We start from the raw sequence: 17,686 nt of genomic DNA, 5'->3' as shown, positions 1-17,686 counted from the left end.
GGTCGATGTCCAGGAGGTTGGTACCGGCCTCGGCACGGCCGCGGAGCGTCCGCAGGATGTCGGCGACCAAGGCCCCGGAGGTTCGCGCCGCCGCGACGGCGCGCTCCTCCGCGCCGTCGCTCCGGAGACGGACCAGCACGGCGAGCGCCGCCCCGTCCGCGTTCGGCACCACGCACGCGGCGATTACCCCCGGCACGACACCCGCCGGGGTGCTGCCCCTGCCGGCCCACGGGGCTACGGTCACCACTGCCAGTGCCTCGCCGGTGCCCACACGCGCCACCGGCGCCAGCGCGGCGGCTGCCGCCTCCGCCCCGGCGGGCCCGGCCGAGAGCAGCTCGGCCAGGAGGTCGCCGCTGCGGGCACCGGCACCGGCTTGAGCGGCGAGCAGTGCCCCCGCCCGTTCCGCCACGCCCCATGCGGTCGCCAGCCGAGGGTCGTCCAGCGACAGCGCGCCGTCGTCGAGCAGCCAGATGTACCCGTACACCACGCCCTCGCTGCGCGCGGGGAGGCAGATGCGGCCCGTGCGGACACCGGCGTCGGGTGCCGCCGGGATACGGACCGGCCGGTCGGCCCGCGTGATGCCGAACCGTTCGAACCATGCGCGCACCGCCGGCGTGGAGCCCCTCCGAAGGATCGAACTGGTCCGCACGGGGTCCATCACCCGGTCGTCGTCGCTGTCGTGCGCGCCGAAGGCGATCAGTCCGAAGTCCCTGCCCTCGAGGGTCGCGGGAGTGTCGAGCAACGCGGACACCTCGTCCACCAGCTCCTGAAAGTCCGCCCGCATCCTCCGCCACCGTTCTTCGCGCCCGCGCCGTGCCTCCGCTCCGCGCCGACCGGAGAGGCGACGCGGGGCCGACCGTCCCCCTCGAGGTGGGGCTCCCGTACCCGCGCCCATTCTGCGGCAGCCGGGACGTTCATACATCTGTATGAGATCACGGCCACGGCGGCGTGACACATGTCGATGGGACGGGCCGCGCGTGATCCTTAGATTGCGGGTGAGAGATCCGTCGGACTGTTTCAGTGGAGGTGCCCCGTGCTGGGTCCCGTGCTTCTGGCCGCCGCGCGCAGCGACGGGCTGCGCCGAGTGGTGGCATCCGCCCCCGTCACCCGCCCAGTGGTCGACCGTTTCGTCGCCGGCGAGACGCTGGACTCCGCGCTGGCCGCGGTCAGGTCCCTCACCGACCGTCGACTCGAGGTGACCCTCGACCACTTGGGTGAGGACGTCACCGACGCCTCCGAGGCACTGCGCGCCCGTGACGCCTACCTTGCCCTGGCCGAGGCGCTGGCCGCCGAGGGACTGGGCGAACGGGCCGAGATGTCGGTCAAGCTCTCCGCCTTCGGACAGGCACTCCCCGGTGGCCACGAGATCGCCCACAACAACGTGCTGCCGGTCGTGGAAGCCGCCGCCGCCGCGGGCACGACGGTTACGCTCGACATGGAGGACCACACCACGGTCGACTCCACGCTCGCCGTCCTCGCCGACCTGCGCGCCAAGTTCCCGCAGACCGGAGCGGTGCTGCAGTCCTACCTGTACCGCACCGAGGACGACTGCGCGGCTCTGGCCGTGGCAGGTTCCCGCGTGCGGCTGGTCAAGGGTGCCTACCGGGAGCCCGCCGACGTCGCGTACCAGGACAAGCACCAGGTGGACCGGGCGTACGTGCGCTGTCTGAAGACCCTGATGGCCGGGGGCGGCTACCCGATGATCGGCTCGCACGACCCGCGCCTCGTCGCGATCACCGAGGCGCTGGCAGCCCGTTTCGGGCGCAAGCCGGGCGAGTACGAGTTCCAGATGCTCTACGGCATCAGGGAGGCCGAGCAGCACCGCCTCGCCGAGGCGGGGCACCGCATGCGCGTGTACGTCCCCTACGGGACCGACTGGTACGGCTACTTCATGCGACGCCTGGCGGAGCGACCCGCGAACCTCGCCTTCTTCGCCCGCTCGCTCGTCAGCCGGGGCTGAACCACGCGCCCCGTGCGCGGCTCGCGGGGCGCGCACGGGGCGGCCGTCGGCGCGCGGCGCCGACCACGCACGGTGCGGATCCGGCGTCCCCGCCACCACGACAACCGACCACCACGCGACCCGACGAAGCGACCCACACGAAGGAGCCCATGGCCATGGATGCTGTGACCCAGGTCCCCGTGCCGGTGAACGAGCCGGTGCACACCTACGCACCCGGCAGCACCGAGCGAGCTCGACTCGAGCAGCAGCTCAAGGAGCTCTCCGGCAACCCGATCGACCTGCCGCTGACCATCGGCGGCGTCAAGCGCATGGGCGGCGGCGACCGCTTCGACGTGGTGCAACCCCACAACCACGCGGCAGTGCTCGGCACCTACGCGAACGCCACGGCGGACGACGCCCGCGACGCCGTGGACGCGGCCCTCGCCGCCGCGCCGGCCTGGCGCGCGATGTCGTTCGACGACCGTGCCGCCGTCATCCTGCGCGCCGCCGAACTGCTCGCCGGTCCGTGGCGGGAGAAGCTCGCCGCCTCCACCATGCTCGGCCAGTCCAAGACGGCCCAGCAGGCCGAGATCGACACCCCCTGCGAACTGATCGACTTCTGGCGCTTCAACGTCCACTACGCGCGCGAGATCCTCGCCGAGCAGCCGGTCGCCAACGCGCCCGGCGTGTGGAACCGCCTCGACCACCGCCCGCTCGAGGGTTTCGTCTACGCCATTACGCCCTTCAACTTCACCGCGATCGCGGGCAACCTGCCGACCGCCCCCGCATTGATGGGGAACGTGGTCCTCTGGAAGCCGTCGCCGACCCAGACCCACGCCGCCGTGCTGCTCATGGAGCTCCTGGAGGAAGCGGGGATGCCCCCCGGGGTCATCAACCTCCTCACCGGTGACGGCAAGGAGGTCTCCGAGATCGCCCTGCACCACCGCGACCTCGCCGGCATCCACTTCACCGGCTCCACCCCGACGTTCCGCTACCTGTGGCGCACCGTGGGCGAGAACATCGAGAACTACCGCGGCTATCCCCGGATCGTCGGCGAGACCGGTGGCAAGGACTTCCTCGTCGCCCATCCGTCCGCCGACCCCGCGGTGCTGCGGACCGCGGTGACCCGCGGCGCGTTCGAGTTCCAGGGCCAGAAGTGCTCCGCCCTGTCCCGTGCGTACATCCCGGCCTCCATCTGGGAGAACGGCTTCCGTGACGAGTTGGTCGCCGAGGTCGACGGGCTGGGCATGGGCCCCGTCACCGACCTCTCCAACTTCCTCTCCGCCGTGATCGACGACCGGGCCTTCGCCAAGAACAAGGCCGCCATCGACCGCGCCGCGGCCGACCCGACCTGCGAGATCGTCGCCGGAGGCAGCTACGACGACTCGACGGGCTACTTCGTCAGGCCGACCGTCATCACTTGCACCGACCCCGAGAACGAGATCTTCCGGGACGAGTACTTCGGACCGATCGTCGCCGTCCACGTCTACGAGGACGACCGCTACGAGGAGATGCTCCACCAGATGGAGTCGGTCGCCGACTACGCCCTGACCGGCGCGGTGATCGCCCGCGACCGCGCCGCCGCCGCGCACGCGGCGGAGGTGCTCCGCTACGCCGCGGGCAACTTCTACATCAACGACAAGCCCACCGGCGCCGTCGTCGGACAGCAGCCGTTCGGGGGCGGTCGGGCCTCCGGCACGAACGACAAGGCCGGCGCCAAGCAGAACCTGATGCGCTGGACGCTGACGCGGGCCATCAAGGAGACGCTGGTCCCGCCGACCGACTACCGCTACCCGCACATGGGCTGATCCGCCCGGACGTCCTCACGCGACGTCCACCCGCGTACCCGGGCGCCGTGCACGGGGCGGCCCCGCCGGCTCTGTGTCCCACCCGCTCGCGCACCACCGGGCGGCCCGCGCGTCCCGTGGCGCGCGAGTCTCCGCGTGAGGCGCTCTCTGCCCCGTGGGACGCCGCCGGCGGGAGAACCGTGCTTACCATCGCTCCGAGGCGCACGTGCGCGTACCGCACCGAAAGGCGGCCCCGAAAGATGCCGATCCGTGCAGTCCTGTGGGACATCGACGACACCCTCTTCGACTACTCCGGCGCCGAGCGTGCAGGCGTGCTCAGACATCTGGCAGCCGAGGGGATCGTCCTCACGGAGCCGGAAGCCGGCGACGCCGTGAGACGCTGGCACGAGGTCATGTGCCTGCACTACGCGCGCTTCGTGCAGGGGGAGCTCACCCTCGGCGAGCACCGCCGCGAGCGTGTGCGCGGCTTCCTCGGGCGCGTCCTCACCGACCAGGAGGCGGACGGCTGGTACGGACGGTACCGCGAGCACTTCCAGGACGAGTGGCGGATCTTCCCCGACGTCCTCCCCGCCCTCGACGCCGTCGAGACGGCGGGGCTGCGCCAGGGGCTGCTGTCCAACTCGGCCGCCGGCTTCCAGGACCACAAACTCCGGCGACTGGGCATCCGGGACCGGTTCGAGGTGCTCGTCTGCTCGGACGACCTCGGATGCGCCAAACCGGACCCGGACGCGTTCCACGCCGCCTGCATGGCGATGAACCTGGAGCCTGAGGAGGTCGCCTATGTCGGCGACCGGTGGGACACGGACGCGCGGGCCGCGGCCGACGCGGGGCTCACCGGGGTATGGCTGGACCGCTCCGGCACGGTGCCCACCGAGGAGACCGCCGCGGTAGCGCGGATCACCGGCCTCGCGGAGCTGCTCCCGGCGATCGCCGCCCCCGGGGCACCGTCGGCCGCGGGTGCTCTGCCGGGGCCGCCCGGCGACACCCGTGCGGGCACGCTCCAGCGGTGACGGGCGGGGCGGGCGGGGCGCCCCGCCCGTCGCAGGGGCCGGCCTCTCCGTCCCCCGCCCGTCGCACGGGCATGCCTCTCCGTCGTGCGGTCCGACGGGTCGGGCGCGCCGGGTCGTGGGGCGTCCACGCCCCGTCCGGGCGGTGAAGCCTTCGGGTGGGGCGGGGCGGGCGGTGCCGCCGTGACCTGCGGGGGCACATGATCGCGTCTCAGATACTAGGACGTCCGCCTACTTGTGGAGACACGGACGGCAGCGTGCTCTAGCTTTGTAGGAGCCGAACGTTCTCGCATCATCCAGCGAACGGCGACAGCGGCCTGCGCATCAGGTCGGGTGACCCCCGACGCGCCGAGGCCCCGCCCCGCGGCTCCCGATATCTGCACCCCGTTCCCGCAAGCCGGGTTCCGAACGGTTGAGGAGCACACCCATGCCCGCGAACGCACCCACCCGTGTCCGCCACCGCCACGCCGCCCGCGCCGACGACGCCGAGCGTCGCAGTGCCGCCGACGCGCTCCAGCGCGCGATGGACCGACGCGACAACGGCGGTTCGACCGGACACTGACCGGTGGAACCGCTCGACCCCGCCGGCGGGGCCGTTCGCGGCCCCGAGGTGCTCGTGCGACCACCCTTCTCCGTCCGCATCGCGGACGGACCGTGTCACACAGTGGACCGAGATAGTAGGTTCCCCACATGGCTCGCAGTATCGATCTCGCAGTGATCCCCGGTGACGGCATCGGCCCCGAGGTGGTGGCCGAGGGGCTTAAGGTCCTCTCCGCCGTCCTGCCCTCGGACGTCAAGCTCGCGACCACCGAGTACGACCTCGGTGCACGTCGCTGGCACGCCACCGGGGAGACACTCCCCGACGCGGAGCTGGAACAGCTCCGCGGGCACGACGCGATCCTCCTCGGCGCCGTCGGCGACCCCGGCGTACCCTCCGGCGTGCTGGAGCGAGGTCTGCTGCTGAAGCTGCGTTTCGCGTTCGACCACTACGTGAACCTGCGCCCCAGCCGGCTGTTCCCCAACACCGCCACTCCCCTCGCCGGTCGCCCCGACATCGACTTCGTCGTGGTCCGCGAGGGCACGGAGGGCCCCTACGTCGGCAACGGCGGCTCCATGCGCACCGGAACGCCGGCCGAGGTCGCCACCGAGGTCAGCCTCAACACCGCCTACGGCGTCGAGCGTGTCGTGCGTGACGCCTTCGAGCGGGCCGCGGCTCGGCCGGCGAAGAAGCTGACCCTGGTGCACAAGAACAACGTGCTGGTCCACGCCGGTCACCTGTGGTCCCGCACGGTCGAGCGTGTCGGCGCCGAGTACCCCGGCGTCGCCACCGACTACCTGCACGTGGACGCCGCCACCATCTTCCTCGTGACCCAGCCAGAGCGGTTCGACGTGATCGTCACCGACAACCTCTTCGGCGACATCCTCACCGACCTCGCGGCTGCCGTGACCGGTGGCATCGGGCTCGCCGCCTCCGGCAACATCAATCCCACCGGGGCCTTCCCGTCGATGTTCGAGCCGGTGCACGGCTCCGCCCCGGACATCGCGGGGACGGGCAAGGCCGACCCCACCGCGACGGTCCTCTCCGCCGCCCTCCTGCTCCGACACCTCGGTCACGAGGCTGCGGCCGAGAAGATCGAGGACGCCGTCACCGCGGACCTCGCCTCGCGCGACGGAGCGCCGCGCACCACCTCGGCGATCGGTGACGCCCTCGCCTCGCGAGTAACCGCCTGACGGCAGGGCCCCACAGGGTCGTCACGCCGTACCCGCACCGCACCGACCGGACTCCGGCGGTGCGGTGCCTCCTTGTCGCCCCGTGCTCGGCGCGGCGTCGGCCCCGTGCCGGCCGCCCCGCCGCGCACCGGACCGCCTCCACCACCGCTCGACGCCGCCGCGGCCACCTCTGCTGGGACGTCCTAGTACTGTGCACGGACGCGGTGCGCGGCGCCCGAGAAGGAGGCGCGGTCCGCCCACACACCCAGCGAAGGACCCGCAGATGACGACGCCCCTGGCTTTCGACCTCAAGCCGTCCGCACAGCCACTGTCGGACGAGGACCGCGCGGCGGTGCTGGCCGCACCCGGCTTCGGGCGCCACTTCACCGACCACATGGTGACCATCCGCTGGAGTGAGGGCCGGGGCTGGCACGACGCCCGGCTCCAGCCCTACGCGCCGCTGCAGATGGACCCCGCCAACATGACGCTGCACTACGCGCAGTCGATCTTCGAGGGGCTGAAGGCCTACCGGCAGCCCGACGGCGGAGTCGCGACCTTCCGTCCGGAGGAGAACGCCCGCCGGTTCCAGCGATCGGCGCGTCGGCTGGCGATGCCCGAACTCCCGGAGGAGACGTTCGTCGAGGCCATCGACCTGCTGATCCGCCAGGACGAGGCGTGGGTGCCGAGCGAGCCGGAGCAGTCGCTCTACCTCCGGCCCTTCATGTTCGCCACCGAGGTCGGCCTGGGCGTCCGCCCGGCCAACGAGTACCTCTTCATGGTCATCGCCTCCCCGGCCGGCGCCTACTTCCCCGGCGGGGTGAAGCCCGTCTCGGTGTGGCTCTCGGAGGAGTACGTGCGGGCCGCTCCCGGCGGCACCGGCGAGGCGAAGTGCGCGGGCAACTACGCCGCCTCGCTCGTCGCCCAGGCCGAGGCCGCTCAGCACGGATGCGACCAGGTCGTGTGGCTCGACGCCGTGGAACGTCGCTGGATCGAGGAGATGGGGGGAATGAACCTCTACTTCGTCGAGGGCACCGGCGACGACGCACGGGTCCTCACGCCGGAGCTGACGGGGACGCTGCTCCCCGGCATCACCAGGCTCTCGCTGCTGAAGATCGCCGAGGACCTCGGCTACGCCACCGGTGAGATCCGCCTCACCAAAGACGACTGGCGCCAGGGCAACGCCGACGGGTCCATCTCCGAGGTGTTCGCCTGCGGCACCGCGGCCGTGATCACCCCGGTCGGTTCGGTGAAGTCCACCAGCGCTTCCTGGACCGTCGGCGACGGCGGGCCCGGCCCCCTCACCACCCTCCTGCGCCAGAAGCTGCTCGCCGTTCAGTCCGGGCTCGCGCCCGACCCGCACGGGTGGCTCCACCGGGTTCTCTGACTCCCTTGCGGACGGCGTCGCCCAGCGGCGCGACGCACGGTGCCCGCCTCCGCCGTCCGGGCCGGCACCGTGCGCTCCGGGGCGCGGAGTGGGGCGCAACGCGTCTCGTTCCACGCCCCCGCCCCGTGCGCCGCGGTGAACGCGCTTCGACCGGTGCGCGCCGGCCCACCCGTACGCGGTCCGGATGGTGAGACATGGGAGGCGGCCCGGGAACCTGTGTGGAACACTCAAGGCGTGCTTTCGCTCTCCATGATTATGGGTGACAGCGCGCCGGTCCCCAGCGGCCCCTGACCGTCCCACCATTCGGCGGCAGCGGCGAACAGTGCCAGGACCCGCGCGCAGACCTCTCGCATCCGCGAGGGGTCTTTTCGTTTTCCGGACCACCCCACCGGAGGACGCCCCGCGCGAGTCGGAGGCAGCAGGAGCGGCACGCCCCAGCAGCGTGTCCACCGACAGGAGTCTCACCGCCATGACCACGGACGCCCCGGCCACCGCTCCGCCGAGCGACGGCTTCCACGTCTTCGACACCACCCTCCGCGACGGTGCCCAGCGCGAGGGAATCAGCCTCACCGTCGCCGACAAGCTCGCCATCGCCCGGCTGCTCGACGAGTTCGGCGTCGGCTACATCGAGGGCGGGTGGCCGGGGGCCAACCCCCGTGACACCGAGTTCTTCCAGCGCGCCAGGCGGGAGATCACCTTCCGCCACGCCACGCTCGTGGCGTTCGGCGCGACCCGAAAGGCCGGCATCGCAGCAGCGGACGACCCGCAGGTCAAGGCGCTGGTCGATTCCGGCGCCCCGGTCGTCACCGTCGTCGCCAAGTCCCACGACCGGCACGTCGAACTCGCCCTCCGCACCACACTGGAGGAGAACCTCGCGATGGTGCGGGACACGGTCGAGTACCTCCGCTCCCGCGGCCGACGCGTCTTCGTCGACTGCGAGCACTTCTTCGACGGATACGCTGCCGATCCGGAGTACGCGCGGAGCGTGGTCGCGACCGCCCACGACGCCGGAGCCGAGGTCGTCATTCTCTGCGACACCAACGGCGGCATGCTCCCCGCACAGGTCCAGGCGGTGGTCCGCACCGTCCTCACCGACACGGGGGCCCGTCTCGGGATCCACGCGCAGGACGACACGGGGTGTGCCGTGGCGAACACGCTGGCCGCGGTCGACGGCGGCGCGAGCCAGGTGCAGTGCACCGCCAACGGCTACGGCGAGAGGGTCGGCAACGCCGACCTCTTCCCCGTCGTCGCGGCGCTGGAGCTCAAGTACGGCCGCCGGGTTCTGCCCGAGGGCTGCCTCCCGGAGATGACCCGCATCTCCCACGCGATCGCCGCGGTCGTCAACCTCTCCCCGGCGACGCACCAGCCCTATGTCGGCATCTCCGCGTTCGCCCACAAGGCCGGTCTCCACGCGTCGGCGATCAAGGTCGACCCGGACCTCTACCAGCACATCGATCCCGAGCGGGTCGGGAACACGATGCGCATGCTCGTCTCGGACATGGCCGGTCGCGCCTCGGTCGAGCTCAAGGGAAAGGAACTCGGCTACGACCTCGCGGGCGACCGGGACCTGGTGGGCCGCATCGTCGAGAGGACGAAGGAGCGTGAGCTCCAGGGCTACAGCTACGAGGCCGCCGACGCGTCCTTCGAGCTGCTGCTCCGCGACGAGGTGCTGGGCCGCGTCCGCCGCTTCTTCCGCCTGGAGAGCTGGCGCACGATCACCGACCAACGCGCCGACGGCGGACTCGAGAACGAGGCGACCGTGAAGCTCTGGGCGAAGGGGACGCGCGTCATCGCCGGGGGAGAGGGAAACGGTCCGGTGCACGCGCTCGACCGCGCGCTGCGGAACGGGCTGGAACGGACCTTCCCGGAACTCGCCCGGATGCAGCTCGTCGACTACAAGGTCCGGATCCTGGCCGGCACGCAGGGAACGGAGTCCACGACGCGCGTTCTGGTCACAACCAGTGACGGTTCGGCCGAGTGGTCGACGGTGGGCGTCGCCGACAACGTCATCGCCGCCTCCTGGCAGGCGTTGGACGATGCCTACACCTTCGGGCTGCTGAGGGCCGGATTGGAGCCCACCGACTGACCGACCCGCCGCCCCGCACGGGGCGCCGGTCCCGGGCTGCCCGCGCCCCGGGCGGCGGCCGCCCCGCACGGGGCAGCAACCACACGCCCCCCCCCGCCCGCCACGTGCGCAACGCGCCCCGTGGTGCGCGCCGACCGCGCGGGACCCCGGCGATCTGTTCGTCCGGACCATGAAAACGGGACGGAGACTGTACGGATCCCACGAGGTGTTCCGGGCCGCCGGTTTCGTAGGGTCTTTACATGACCGATCAGCTCCAGACCTCCCTGCCGTCACCCGACGCCCGTGGCCGCGTGTCAGAACTGCGTGCGATCCGTGACGAGGTGGTCCGGGGCCCGAGTGAGAAGGCCACCGAGGCGCAGCACGCCAAGGGCAAGCTGACGGCGCGCGAGCGTATCGACCTGCTCCTCGACGAAGGCTCGTTCCAGGAGATGGAGCCGCTCCGCCGTCACCGTGCCAGCGGCTTCGGGCTGGAGAACAAGAAGCCCTACACCGACGGCGTCATCACCGGCTGGGGCACCGTCCACGGTCGCACCGTCTTCGTCTACGCCCACGACTTCCGGATCTTCGGCGGCGCGCTGGGCGAGGCCCACGCGCAGAAGATCCACAAGATCATGGACAAGGCGATCGCGGCCGGCGCCCCGCTCGTCTCGCTGAACGACGGGGCGGGCGCGCGGATCCAGGAGGGCGTCAGCGCGCTCGCCGGCTACGGAGGGATCTTCCAGCGCAACACCCGCGCCTCGGGAGTGATCCCGCAGATCAGCGTGATGCTCGGCCCGTGCGCCGGTGGCGCCGCGTACTCCCCGGCCCTGACGGACTTCGTCTTCATGGTCCGCGAGACCTCGCAGATGTTCATCACGGGGCCGGACGTCGTGCAGGCGGTCACCGGGGCCCAGGTCACGCAGAACGGCCTCGGCGGTGCCGACGTCCATGCGGGGACCTCCGGCGTCGCGCACTTCGCGTACGACGATGAGGAGAGCTGCCTGGAGGAGGTCCGGTACCTGCTCTCGCTGCTCCCGCAGAACAACCGGGAGAACCCCCCGGTCATCGAGAGCGACGACCCGACGGACCGGTCCGGCGAGGCCTTGCTCGACCTGGTGCCCGCGGACGGCAACCGGCCGTACGACATGCGGCAGGTCATCGAGGAACTGGTGGACGACGGGGAGTTCCTGGAGATCCACGAGCGCTGGGCCACCAACATCATCTGCACGCTCGCCCGGATGGACGGCCGCGTCGTCGGCATCGTCGCCAACCAGCCGCAGTCCCTGGCCGGCGTGCTCGACATCGAGGCGTCGGAGAAAGCCGCGCGCTTCGTGCAGATGTGCGACGCGTTCAACATCCCGATCATCACCCTGCTCGACGTTCCCGGCTTCCTGCCGGGCGTCGACCAGGAGCACGGCGGCATCATCCGCCACGGAGCGAAGCTGCTCTACGCGTACTGCAACGCGACCGTGCCGCGTATCTCCGTCGTACTCCGCAAGGCGTACGGCGGTGCCTACATCGTGATGGACTCGCAGTCCATCGGCGCCGACCTCACCTACGCCTGGCCGACCAACGAGATCGCCGTCATGGGGGCCGAGGGCGCGGCCAACGTCATCTTCCGCCGGCAGATCGCCGCGGCGGAGGACCCCGAGGCCATGCGCGCCCGCATGGTCAAGGAGTACAAGGCCGAGTTGATGCATCCTTACTACGCCGCGGAGCGCGGCCTCGTCGACGACGTCATCGACCCGGCCGACACCAGGGAGGTCCTCATCCGCTCGCTCGACATGCTGCGGACGAAGCACGCCGACCTGCCCTCCCGCAAGCACGGCAACCCGCCGCAGTGACGCGGCCGGCCGCCACGGCGGCGGGCCGGGCGGCATCGAACCGATCACCGCAGCCACACAGATCTGAGGGGAGAACCACATGACCACCGATACCAACCTGGTGCGGGTCGAACGGGGCAACGCCAGCGACGAGGAGCTCGCCGCCGTCACCGCTCTGCTGATCGCCCGCGCCGGCCGCGCCCGCGAGACGACGCCGCGCCCCGTCGCCGTCCACCGCACCTCCGTCGGCTGGCGCCGACTGGAGCGGACCACCGGCTTCCGCTCCGCCCACAGCTGGCAGCACTGACCTTCGGGCATCCCGGCCCGCGCCCCGTCACCGGCCTCGCCACCCGGAGCGCCTCTGCGGGGGGGGGTGCCGCTCCACCACCGTGGGTCCGTCACCGGGCGGTGCGGATCGGCGCCTCCGGCGCTGAGAGCGCGTTTGAGACCCCACGCCGGGCCCGCGACGCCAGCTACGGCCGCCTGCTGCGTTGTCAGGAACACCCGAATACAACCCGGTATGAGGGTTCCCCTCCGCCGTGCAGCTGACCGCATCTGGCGCCGCGAGCTAAGCCGACGTGGGGTCTCAAACACGCTCTGAGCAGGTGCGTCGGGCACCGCCGCACGCCCGGGAGCGTGCGGCGGTGCGGCGCTCCGGCAGCGCACGTGGGACGGACCGGGCGTGCGGAGGCCGGTCGTCACCCCGCCGGGCCCGCGCCCACGGCGGCCACCACCACCCAGCGCAGCGGCGCGCCGTGCCATCGGGCGTGCGACGCGGCCCCTTCGTCCGGTTCCCGGGACCGCCCAGTCCCGGCGGGGGAGGGCGCCGGGAAGCCCCCGGACGGTCGAGCGGGCGGCGCCTCATGGCGCCGTGGACGGGGCTCGACACCGCCGCCTCCGGGCAGGCCGAGCCGCACCGGTCCCGCGTCGGCGGGCCGCCGCCCCGCACCGTGCGGAGTGTCACGTCGCGCGGCCACGACGGCGCCGTGACGAGCCACCGCCACCGCCCCGTGCCGACCGCGGACACGGCCCCGCGGGCACCGTGACGTGTCGCGGCCGGCCCCGCCCCCCGGCGGGGCGCCGTTCCGCGTCCGAGCCCGCCTCCGGACGCCGAGGGTGAAATCCCCGACCGACGGCCGGCCCCGGGCCCCCGTGTACCGCCACCGTGCGGGCCGGCACCCCGCCGACGGCCCGCCCCGCACCACCCGTTCGGTGCTGTCCGGGGCAGCCCCCACCGCGTGGGTCGGCCGCTCACCCGCGGCGTCGCGAGTGTCCGACGAGCCACGGCGCCCCACCGCGCAGCCGCCACCGACACGTCGTCACCTCGCGGGCCGAGGTCCCGCGCCGCCGACCGGCGCGCCCGTGGCCTCCGGGGAGCCTCCCGCGATCTGCCCGGCGCCCGGCCTCCTGCGCCAGCCTCGTCACGCCCCACGCCCCGTCACTGCCGCGCTCGTCGCCCCTCGTGCCGCCGGCGGTGGGGGAGGAGCAGTGGGCCGACACGGGAAGAGGACTGCACGACGCCGCGCCCCTCGCCCGCCCCGGAAAGGCAAGAACCCGGAAGAGCCCACCGAATCGGCTCCACCGGGTCCCGGTTCGCGGACGACGTGACCGCGCCTCGTCCGGACGGTGCCCCGGGCCCTCAGGCCCGGGACGCCGTCGCGACGTCACGCGTCGGGCAGGTCCACCAGCGTCGTGCGGCGGGGGTTCGCCGTCTGGGTCGGCAGCACGACCGACTCCGCCACGGGGCCGGCCTCCGGCGTGAGGTCTGCGGTGTCCGCGAGGTGCACGAGGGTGGTGCGACGCGGGTTGGCGGTGGGGCGGTTGCTGAGTGTCGTCTTCACGAGGGCTGCCTCTTCGTCGGTCCTGCTCGGTTCGCCGCCGGACGGCTCATCCACCAGAGGCTAGGACGGGCGGTCGGCTCGCCACGCCGAAGCCCCAGGTGATCGCCTGTGAGGTTCATCACGAGAGGGGATGCAAAGGCGCCATTCCGGTGCGGTGGCCCGCCGGGACAAAGACGGTCAATGGGTGCACGCGCCGACTTCCGGTGGTCCTGCGCGTCCTGGTCGCGCGGCGGCGGCGGTGGCGCGGTGACGAGCAAAAGTCCGCTTCCTCCGAACTTGCCCCCCACGGCTCGTGGTGGGGTGCGCGCGGAGCGTCAATCATGGCCCAGGAGTGATCCCGGCCCTTGTTGGAGATGTGGCTCTGTGCTGGAATTCCACGGACCGCGTGGGATATCGACCGTCACGCCGCAGGTGCACACCACCACCACGACGCCGGCCGATCCGGGGACGCTAAGGTCACCCACGACCGCCACGGAGCTCCTGGCTCCAGGTTCAACACCGTTCCGCCGCAGCAGCGGTGGGGCGCCTTGTCCAGAGGTTGCGACGCTAGTGCAGGGACGTTTCAAGAAGGAAGGCAGTGCCACCGGGGAGGCGGGGCCCAGCGGTCCGTCGGGCAGCAGCCCGGCGACAGGGCAGCAGCCCCACGGTGGCGAGCCCCTCCATGCCGCGGGCAGCACCGACGACGCCGCCCCCGAGCGCGTCGGCGAAGGCCCGGTCCCCGAGACCGACCCCGCCGAGGCCAACGCCGTCGGCTCGCGGTTGGCGATGCGCAACTGGCGCATCAGCACCCGCCTGGTCTCGCTGATCGCTCTTCCCGTCGTCGCGGCCACCGCGCTCGGTGTCTTCCGTATCCAGGACACCAACCAGGACATCGAGCAGCTGGACAACATGCAGCTGCTCACCGACATGACGCGGCAGGCGACCCGCCTGGCGACCGCGCTCCAGGAGGAGCGCGACCGCTCCGCCGGGCCGCTGATCAGTGACAGCAGCGCCAAGGGCAGCAACATCGCGACGCTGCGCGACCGCACCGACGGTGCCCGGTCCGCATTCGCCGACGCGACACTCGGCATCGACCGCGACGACAGCACCCTCTCCGGCATCAGCAACCGCGTGCTCAGCATCGGCCGGCAGCTCAACCAGCTCCGCGACATCCGCGACGAGGCGTACGACGACCCGGCGTACATATCCCAGACCGTCAGTCGCTACAACGAGCTGATCGACTCCCTCCTCGCGCTCTCCCAGGACATGGCCCTGGCCACCAGCAACGAGGAGATGATCAACTCCACCCGCGCGCTGGCCGCGTTCTCCGCCGCGAAGGAATACGCCTCCATCCAGCGCGCCATGATCAGCGGTGGTTCGGCCCGCGGCGGCGACGGCTTCTCGTCCAGCGACTGGCGCTACGGCAAGACGGCGCAGCAGAACGAGCAGGCGTCGATGCGGAGCTTCCAGCAGCTCTACGGCAACGACGAGATCACCGAGCCGCTCGACGGCGGTATCGCCAACGTGGTGAGCGCCGGTCAGCTCGCCGACCGCGTCTTCGACGCCGAGGGCGCGCTGGCGGACGAGCAGCTCTCCGACCAGGACGCCTACGACCTGCTGCGCTCCAAGGTCGACGCGATGGACTCCATCGAGCAGACCCTGCTGGCCGAGATGGAGCGCCAGGCGGAGCAGCTTCGCGACGAGGCACAGCGCGACGCCATCCTCAACGGTGCCGTGATCATCCTCGTCCTCGGCATCTCGCTCGTCGGCGCCTTCGTCGTCGCCCGCTCCATGGTCCGGTCGCTGCGGCGACTGCAGGACACCGCGCAGGAAGTCGCCCACCGGCGCCTGCCCGAGGTCGTCCGCCAGATGAGCGAGGCCGACCCGCAGGACATCGACACCTCGGTCGCCTCGGTCGGTGTCCACACCCGGGACGAGATCGGCAAGGTCGCCGAGGCGTTCGACGACGTGCACCGCGAAGCGGTCCGCCTCGCCGGCGAGCAGGCGCTGCTCCGAGGCAACGTCAACGCGATGTTCACCAACCTCTCGCGGCGCAGCCAGGGCCTGATCCAGCGGCAGCTGTCGCTGATCTCCGAGCTGGAGTCCCGCGAGGCCGACCCCGACCAGCTCGCCTCTCTCTTCAAGCTCGACCACCTCGCGACCCGCATGCGTCGTAACGGTGAGAACCTCCTCGTCCTCGCGGGCGAGGAGCCCGGACGTCGCTGGACCCGCCCCGTCCCCCTCGTGGACGTGCTGCGCGCCGCCGCGTCCGAGGTGGAGCAGTACGAGCGGATCGAGCTGTCGGCGGTCCCCAAGACCGACGTCGCCGGCCGCGTCGTCAACGACCTCGTGCACCTCCTCGCCGAGCTGCTGGAGAACGCGACATCGTTCTCCTCGCCGCAGACGAAGGTCAAGGTCACCGGTCACGCCTTGCCCGACGGGCGCATCCTCGTCGAGATCCACGACACGGGCATCGGCCTCTCCCCCGAGGACCTCGGGGAAATCAACGAGCGACTGGCCAACCCGCCGACGGTGGACGTCTCCGTCTCCCGCCGCATGGGCCTGTTCGTGGTCGGCCGTCTGTCGCTCCGGCACGGCATCCGCATCCAGCTGCGTCCCTCGGACTCCGGCGGCACCACCGCGCTGGTCATGCTGCCCGCCGAGGTGGCCCAGACCGCCGGGCGTCCCAAGCCCGCCCCGAACGGGGCCGCCGCCCGGGGCGCGGCCGAACCGCCGTCCGCGACGCTGCGCCGTGAGACGCCGCCGCGCCGCCAGCCCGGCGACGCCGAGGTCGGCGGGCCGCCGAACCGCAACCAGATGTCCGCTCCGCCCACCCGGGCGGCGCTCCCTTCCCGCCCCGGCACGGCCCGTCCCCAGGACGCCGAGCCGGCGGGCGGGCGACCCGGCCCCACCGGCCAGGCCCCCGGGGCAGGCAACGCCGCGCGTCCCGCGGACCGTCCCAGCTGGGCGAGCCGTGGTGAGGACACCGGGCGAATACCCCCGATGCAGGACGGCGAGGCCCCGCGCGGTCACGACCAGGGCTTCGGCGCAGGCCACGCCCCCGGGCAGTACCCCGCGGGCGACGACTTCTCCGCGACCCGCGAGTTCCCGGCCGTGGACGGCGGGGGCTACCCCCCGGCGGGCGCGTTGCCGCCCGGTCAGGGCCAGCCGCACGGGCACGTCGGCGGCGCCGGTCACCCGGGGCAGCAGTCGGGCCACGGTCAAGGGGCGACCGGTGGCTACCCGGCGCAGGGCGGTCACCAGGGCGGCGGTGGGGCGACGGAGTTCACCAGCCCCGTCTCCTCCCCGGGGGACACCGGCGAGCTCACCGGACCGTTCGGCGTCCACCACGCACCGCAGGGGCAGGACCCGCACGGCGCGTACGGCGGCGGGCCCCACGGGAACCGGACGGGCGACCGCCACGGGCAGCAGCACGGCTACAGCGGTCCCGGGCCCGGCGATCACCAGCCCACCACCGAGATGCCGGCCATCGGGTCGCAGCAGGCGGAAGGGACGCACGACCTCTTCGGGCACTACACCCCGCCGCCGCAGCAGGAGCAGACGGCGCTGCACCAGGGGCAGCACTACGGCGCGGGCGGGCCTTCGGAGCGCACCCCGATCTTCGAGCAGGTCGAGTCGACCTGGTTCGGAGCGCGGAACGGCGCCCCGGCCCCGCACGAGCTGCCCCGCGAGGCCTCCGCGCCGCCGCAGGCGCACCAGCCCCCCGCGGCGCCCGCCCCGGCGCCGCCCGCCCCGCGGGAGCTGCCCCCGTCCCGGCCCGAGACGCCAGCGGCGCCGCCGGCGACCGGCAACGGACCCAACTGGGAATCGCCCAACGACGAACGGTGGCGCCGTGCGGAGCAGTTGCGCTCCCCGGCCGCCGGTGGCGTCACCACCTCGGGGCTTCCCCGGCGCGTACCGCGTGCCAACCTGGTCGCCGGCACCGCCAAGGAGAAGGAGACCAAGGTGGCGCCGACCGGCCCGCAGGTCTCCCGGTCTCCCAGCGATGTCCGGGGCCGACTGACCAATCTCCGCCGCGGCATCCAGCAGGGCCGTCAGGCGGGAACGACGACCGGTGGCGAGAACACCGGACAGGGACTCGGTTCCCCCTACCGGCAGGAGCGTTGATG

General features: G+C 72.5%; 11 protein-coding genes and 1 pseudogene. 10 read left to right on the top strand and 2 right to left on the bottom strand.

Translation table 11 applies throughout. The features are described 5' to 3' along the window. Positions 1–784: pseudogene (locus HCJ92_RS02395) on the bottom strand (PucR family transcriptional regulator); the annotation flags it as partial. 249 nt (positions 785–1,033) lie between these two features. Between HCJ92_RS02395 and HCJ92_RS02390 the strand changes: the two are divergent. The 9 genes from HCJ92_RS02390 (at position 1,034) to HCJ92_RS02355 (ending at position 12,043) form a co-directional block, all read left to right on the top strand. After that, positions 1,034–1,960 carry a proline dehydrogenase family protein gene (locus HCJ92_RS02390; RefSeq protein WP_167931693.1) on the top strand — a complete coding sequence of 309 codons (927 nt, stop codon included), beginning with the start codon at positions 1,034–1,036 and terminating at the stop codon, positions 1,958–1,960. A gap of 155 nt (positions 1,961–2,115) precedes the next feature. After that, complete coding sequence (gene pruA, locus HCJ92_RS02385; protein ID WP_167931692.1) at positions 2,116–3,747, top strand: L-glutamate gamma-semialdehyde dehydrogenase; 1,632 nt, start codon at positions 2,116–2,118, stop codon at positions 3,745–3,747. Positions 3,748–3,986: 239 nt separating this feature from the next. Then, entirely contained in the window at positions 3,987–4,757 is a 771-nt protein-coding gene (locus HCJ92_RS02380; protein ID WP_167931691.1) for an HAD family hydrolase, read from the top strand. Between the two features lie 424 nt (positions 4,758–5,181). Beyond that, on the top strand, positions 5,182–5,316 hold the full coding sequence (locus HCJ92_RS25270) for a hypothetical protein (RefSeq protein ID WP_275942232.1): 135 nt from the start codon (positions 5,182–5,184) through the stop codon (positions 5,314–5,316). Between the two features lie 128 nt (positions 5,317–5,444). Beyond that, entirely contained in the window at positions 5,445–6,485 is a 1,041-nt protein-coding gene (locus tag HCJ92_RS02375) for a 3-isopropylmalate dehydrogenase (protein WP_167931690.1), read from the top strand. A gap of 262 nt (positions 6,486–6,747) precedes the next feature. Further along, a complete protein-coding gene (locus HCJ92_RS02370; protein WP_167931688.1) occupies positions 6,748–7,848 on the top strand; it encodes a branched-chain amino acid aminotransferase in 1,101 nt (366 codons plus the stop codon). Between the two features lie 469 nt (positions 7,849–8,317). After that, on the top strand, positions 8,318–9,934 hold the full coding sequence (gene cimA, locus HCJ92_RS02365; protein WP_167931686.1) for a citramalate synthase: 1,617 nt from the start codon (positions 8,318–8,320) through the stop codon (positions 9,932–9,934). Positions 9,935–10,173: 239 nt separating this feature from the next. Continuing rightward, positions 10,174–11,757, top strand: coding sequence for an acyl-CoA carboxylase subunit beta (locus tag HCJ92_RS02360; RefSeq protein WP_167931684.1), 1,584 nt, complete (start codon positions 10,174–10,176; stop codon positions 11,755–11,757). Positions 11,758–11,836: 79 nt separating this feature from the next. Continuing rightward, the gene (locus HCJ92_RS02355) at positions 11,837–12,043 is read left to right on the top strand and encodes an acyl-CoA carboxylase subunit epsilon (protein WP_167931682.1); all 207 of its coding nucleotides are present in this window, start codon (positions 11,837–11,839) and stop codon (positions 12,041–12,043) included. Positions 12,044–13,400: 1,357 nt separating this feature from the next. Here HCJ92_RS02355 and HCJ92_RS02350 read toward each other — a convergent pair. Next, positions 13,401–13,631 (bottom strand): hypothetical protein, encoded by a 231-nt coding sequence (locus HCJ92_RS02350; RefSeq protein WP_167931644.1) that lies wholly within the window; start codon positions 13,629–13,631, stop codon positions 13,401–13,403. A 495-nt stretch (positions 13,632–14,126) separates the two neighbouring features. On the opposite strand from HCJ92_RS02350, the gene HCJ92_RS02345 reads away from it, so the two are divergent. Beyond that, positions 14,127–17,684: a sensor histidine kinase gene (locus HCJ92_RS02345; RefSeq protein WP_338053979.1), complete on the top strand. Its 3,558-nt coding sequence runs from the start codon at positions 14,127–14,129 to the stop codon at positions 17,682–17,684. Positions 17,685–17,686: the final 2 nt, after the last annotated feature.

The sequence above is a fragment of the Streptomyces spiramenti genome, assembly GCF_012034385.1.
GTDB classification, from domain to species: Bacteria; Actinomycetota; Actinomycetes; order Streptomycetales; family Streptomycetaceae; genus Streptomyces; species Streptomyces spiramenti.
The sequence above is the reverse complement of the archived record's forward strand: the minus strand, read 5'-3'. Positions and strand labels throughout refer to the sequence as shown.

Bases quoted from the DNA above. Each gene is read 5' to 3' on its own strand.
- HCJ92_RS02380 (WP_167931691.1), top strand. From the start codon at position 3,987: ATGCCGATCCGTGCAGTCCTGTGGGACATCGACGACACCCTCTTCGAC.
- HCJ92_RS02355 (WP_167931682.1), top strand. From the start codon at position 11,837: ATGACCACCGATACCAACCTGGTGCGGGTCGAACGGGGCAACGCCAGC.
- HCJ92_RS02370 (WP_167931688.1), top strand. From the start codon at position 6,748: ATGACGACGCCCCTGGCTTTCGACCTCAAGCCGTCCGCACAGCCACTG.
- pruA (WP_167931692.1), top strand. From the start codon at position 2,116: ATGGATGCTGTGACCCAGGTCCCCGTGCCGGTGAACGAGCCGGTGCAC.
- HCJ92_RS02375 (WP_167931690.1), top strand. From the start codon at position 5,445: ATGGCTCGCAGTATCGATCTCGCAGTGATCCCCGGTGACGGCATCGGC.
- HCJ92_RS25270 (WP_275942232.1), top strand. From the start codon at position 5,182: ATGCCCGCGAACGCACCCACCCGTGTCCGCCACCGCCACGCCGCCCGC.
- HCJ92_RS02360 (WP_167931684.1), top strand. From the start codon at position 10,174: ATGACCGATCAGCTCCAGACCTCCCTGCCGTCACCCGACGCCCGTGGC.
- cimA (WP_167931686.1), top strand. From the start codon at position 8,318: ATGACCACGGACGCCCCGGCCACCGCTCCGCCGAGCGACGGCTTCCAC.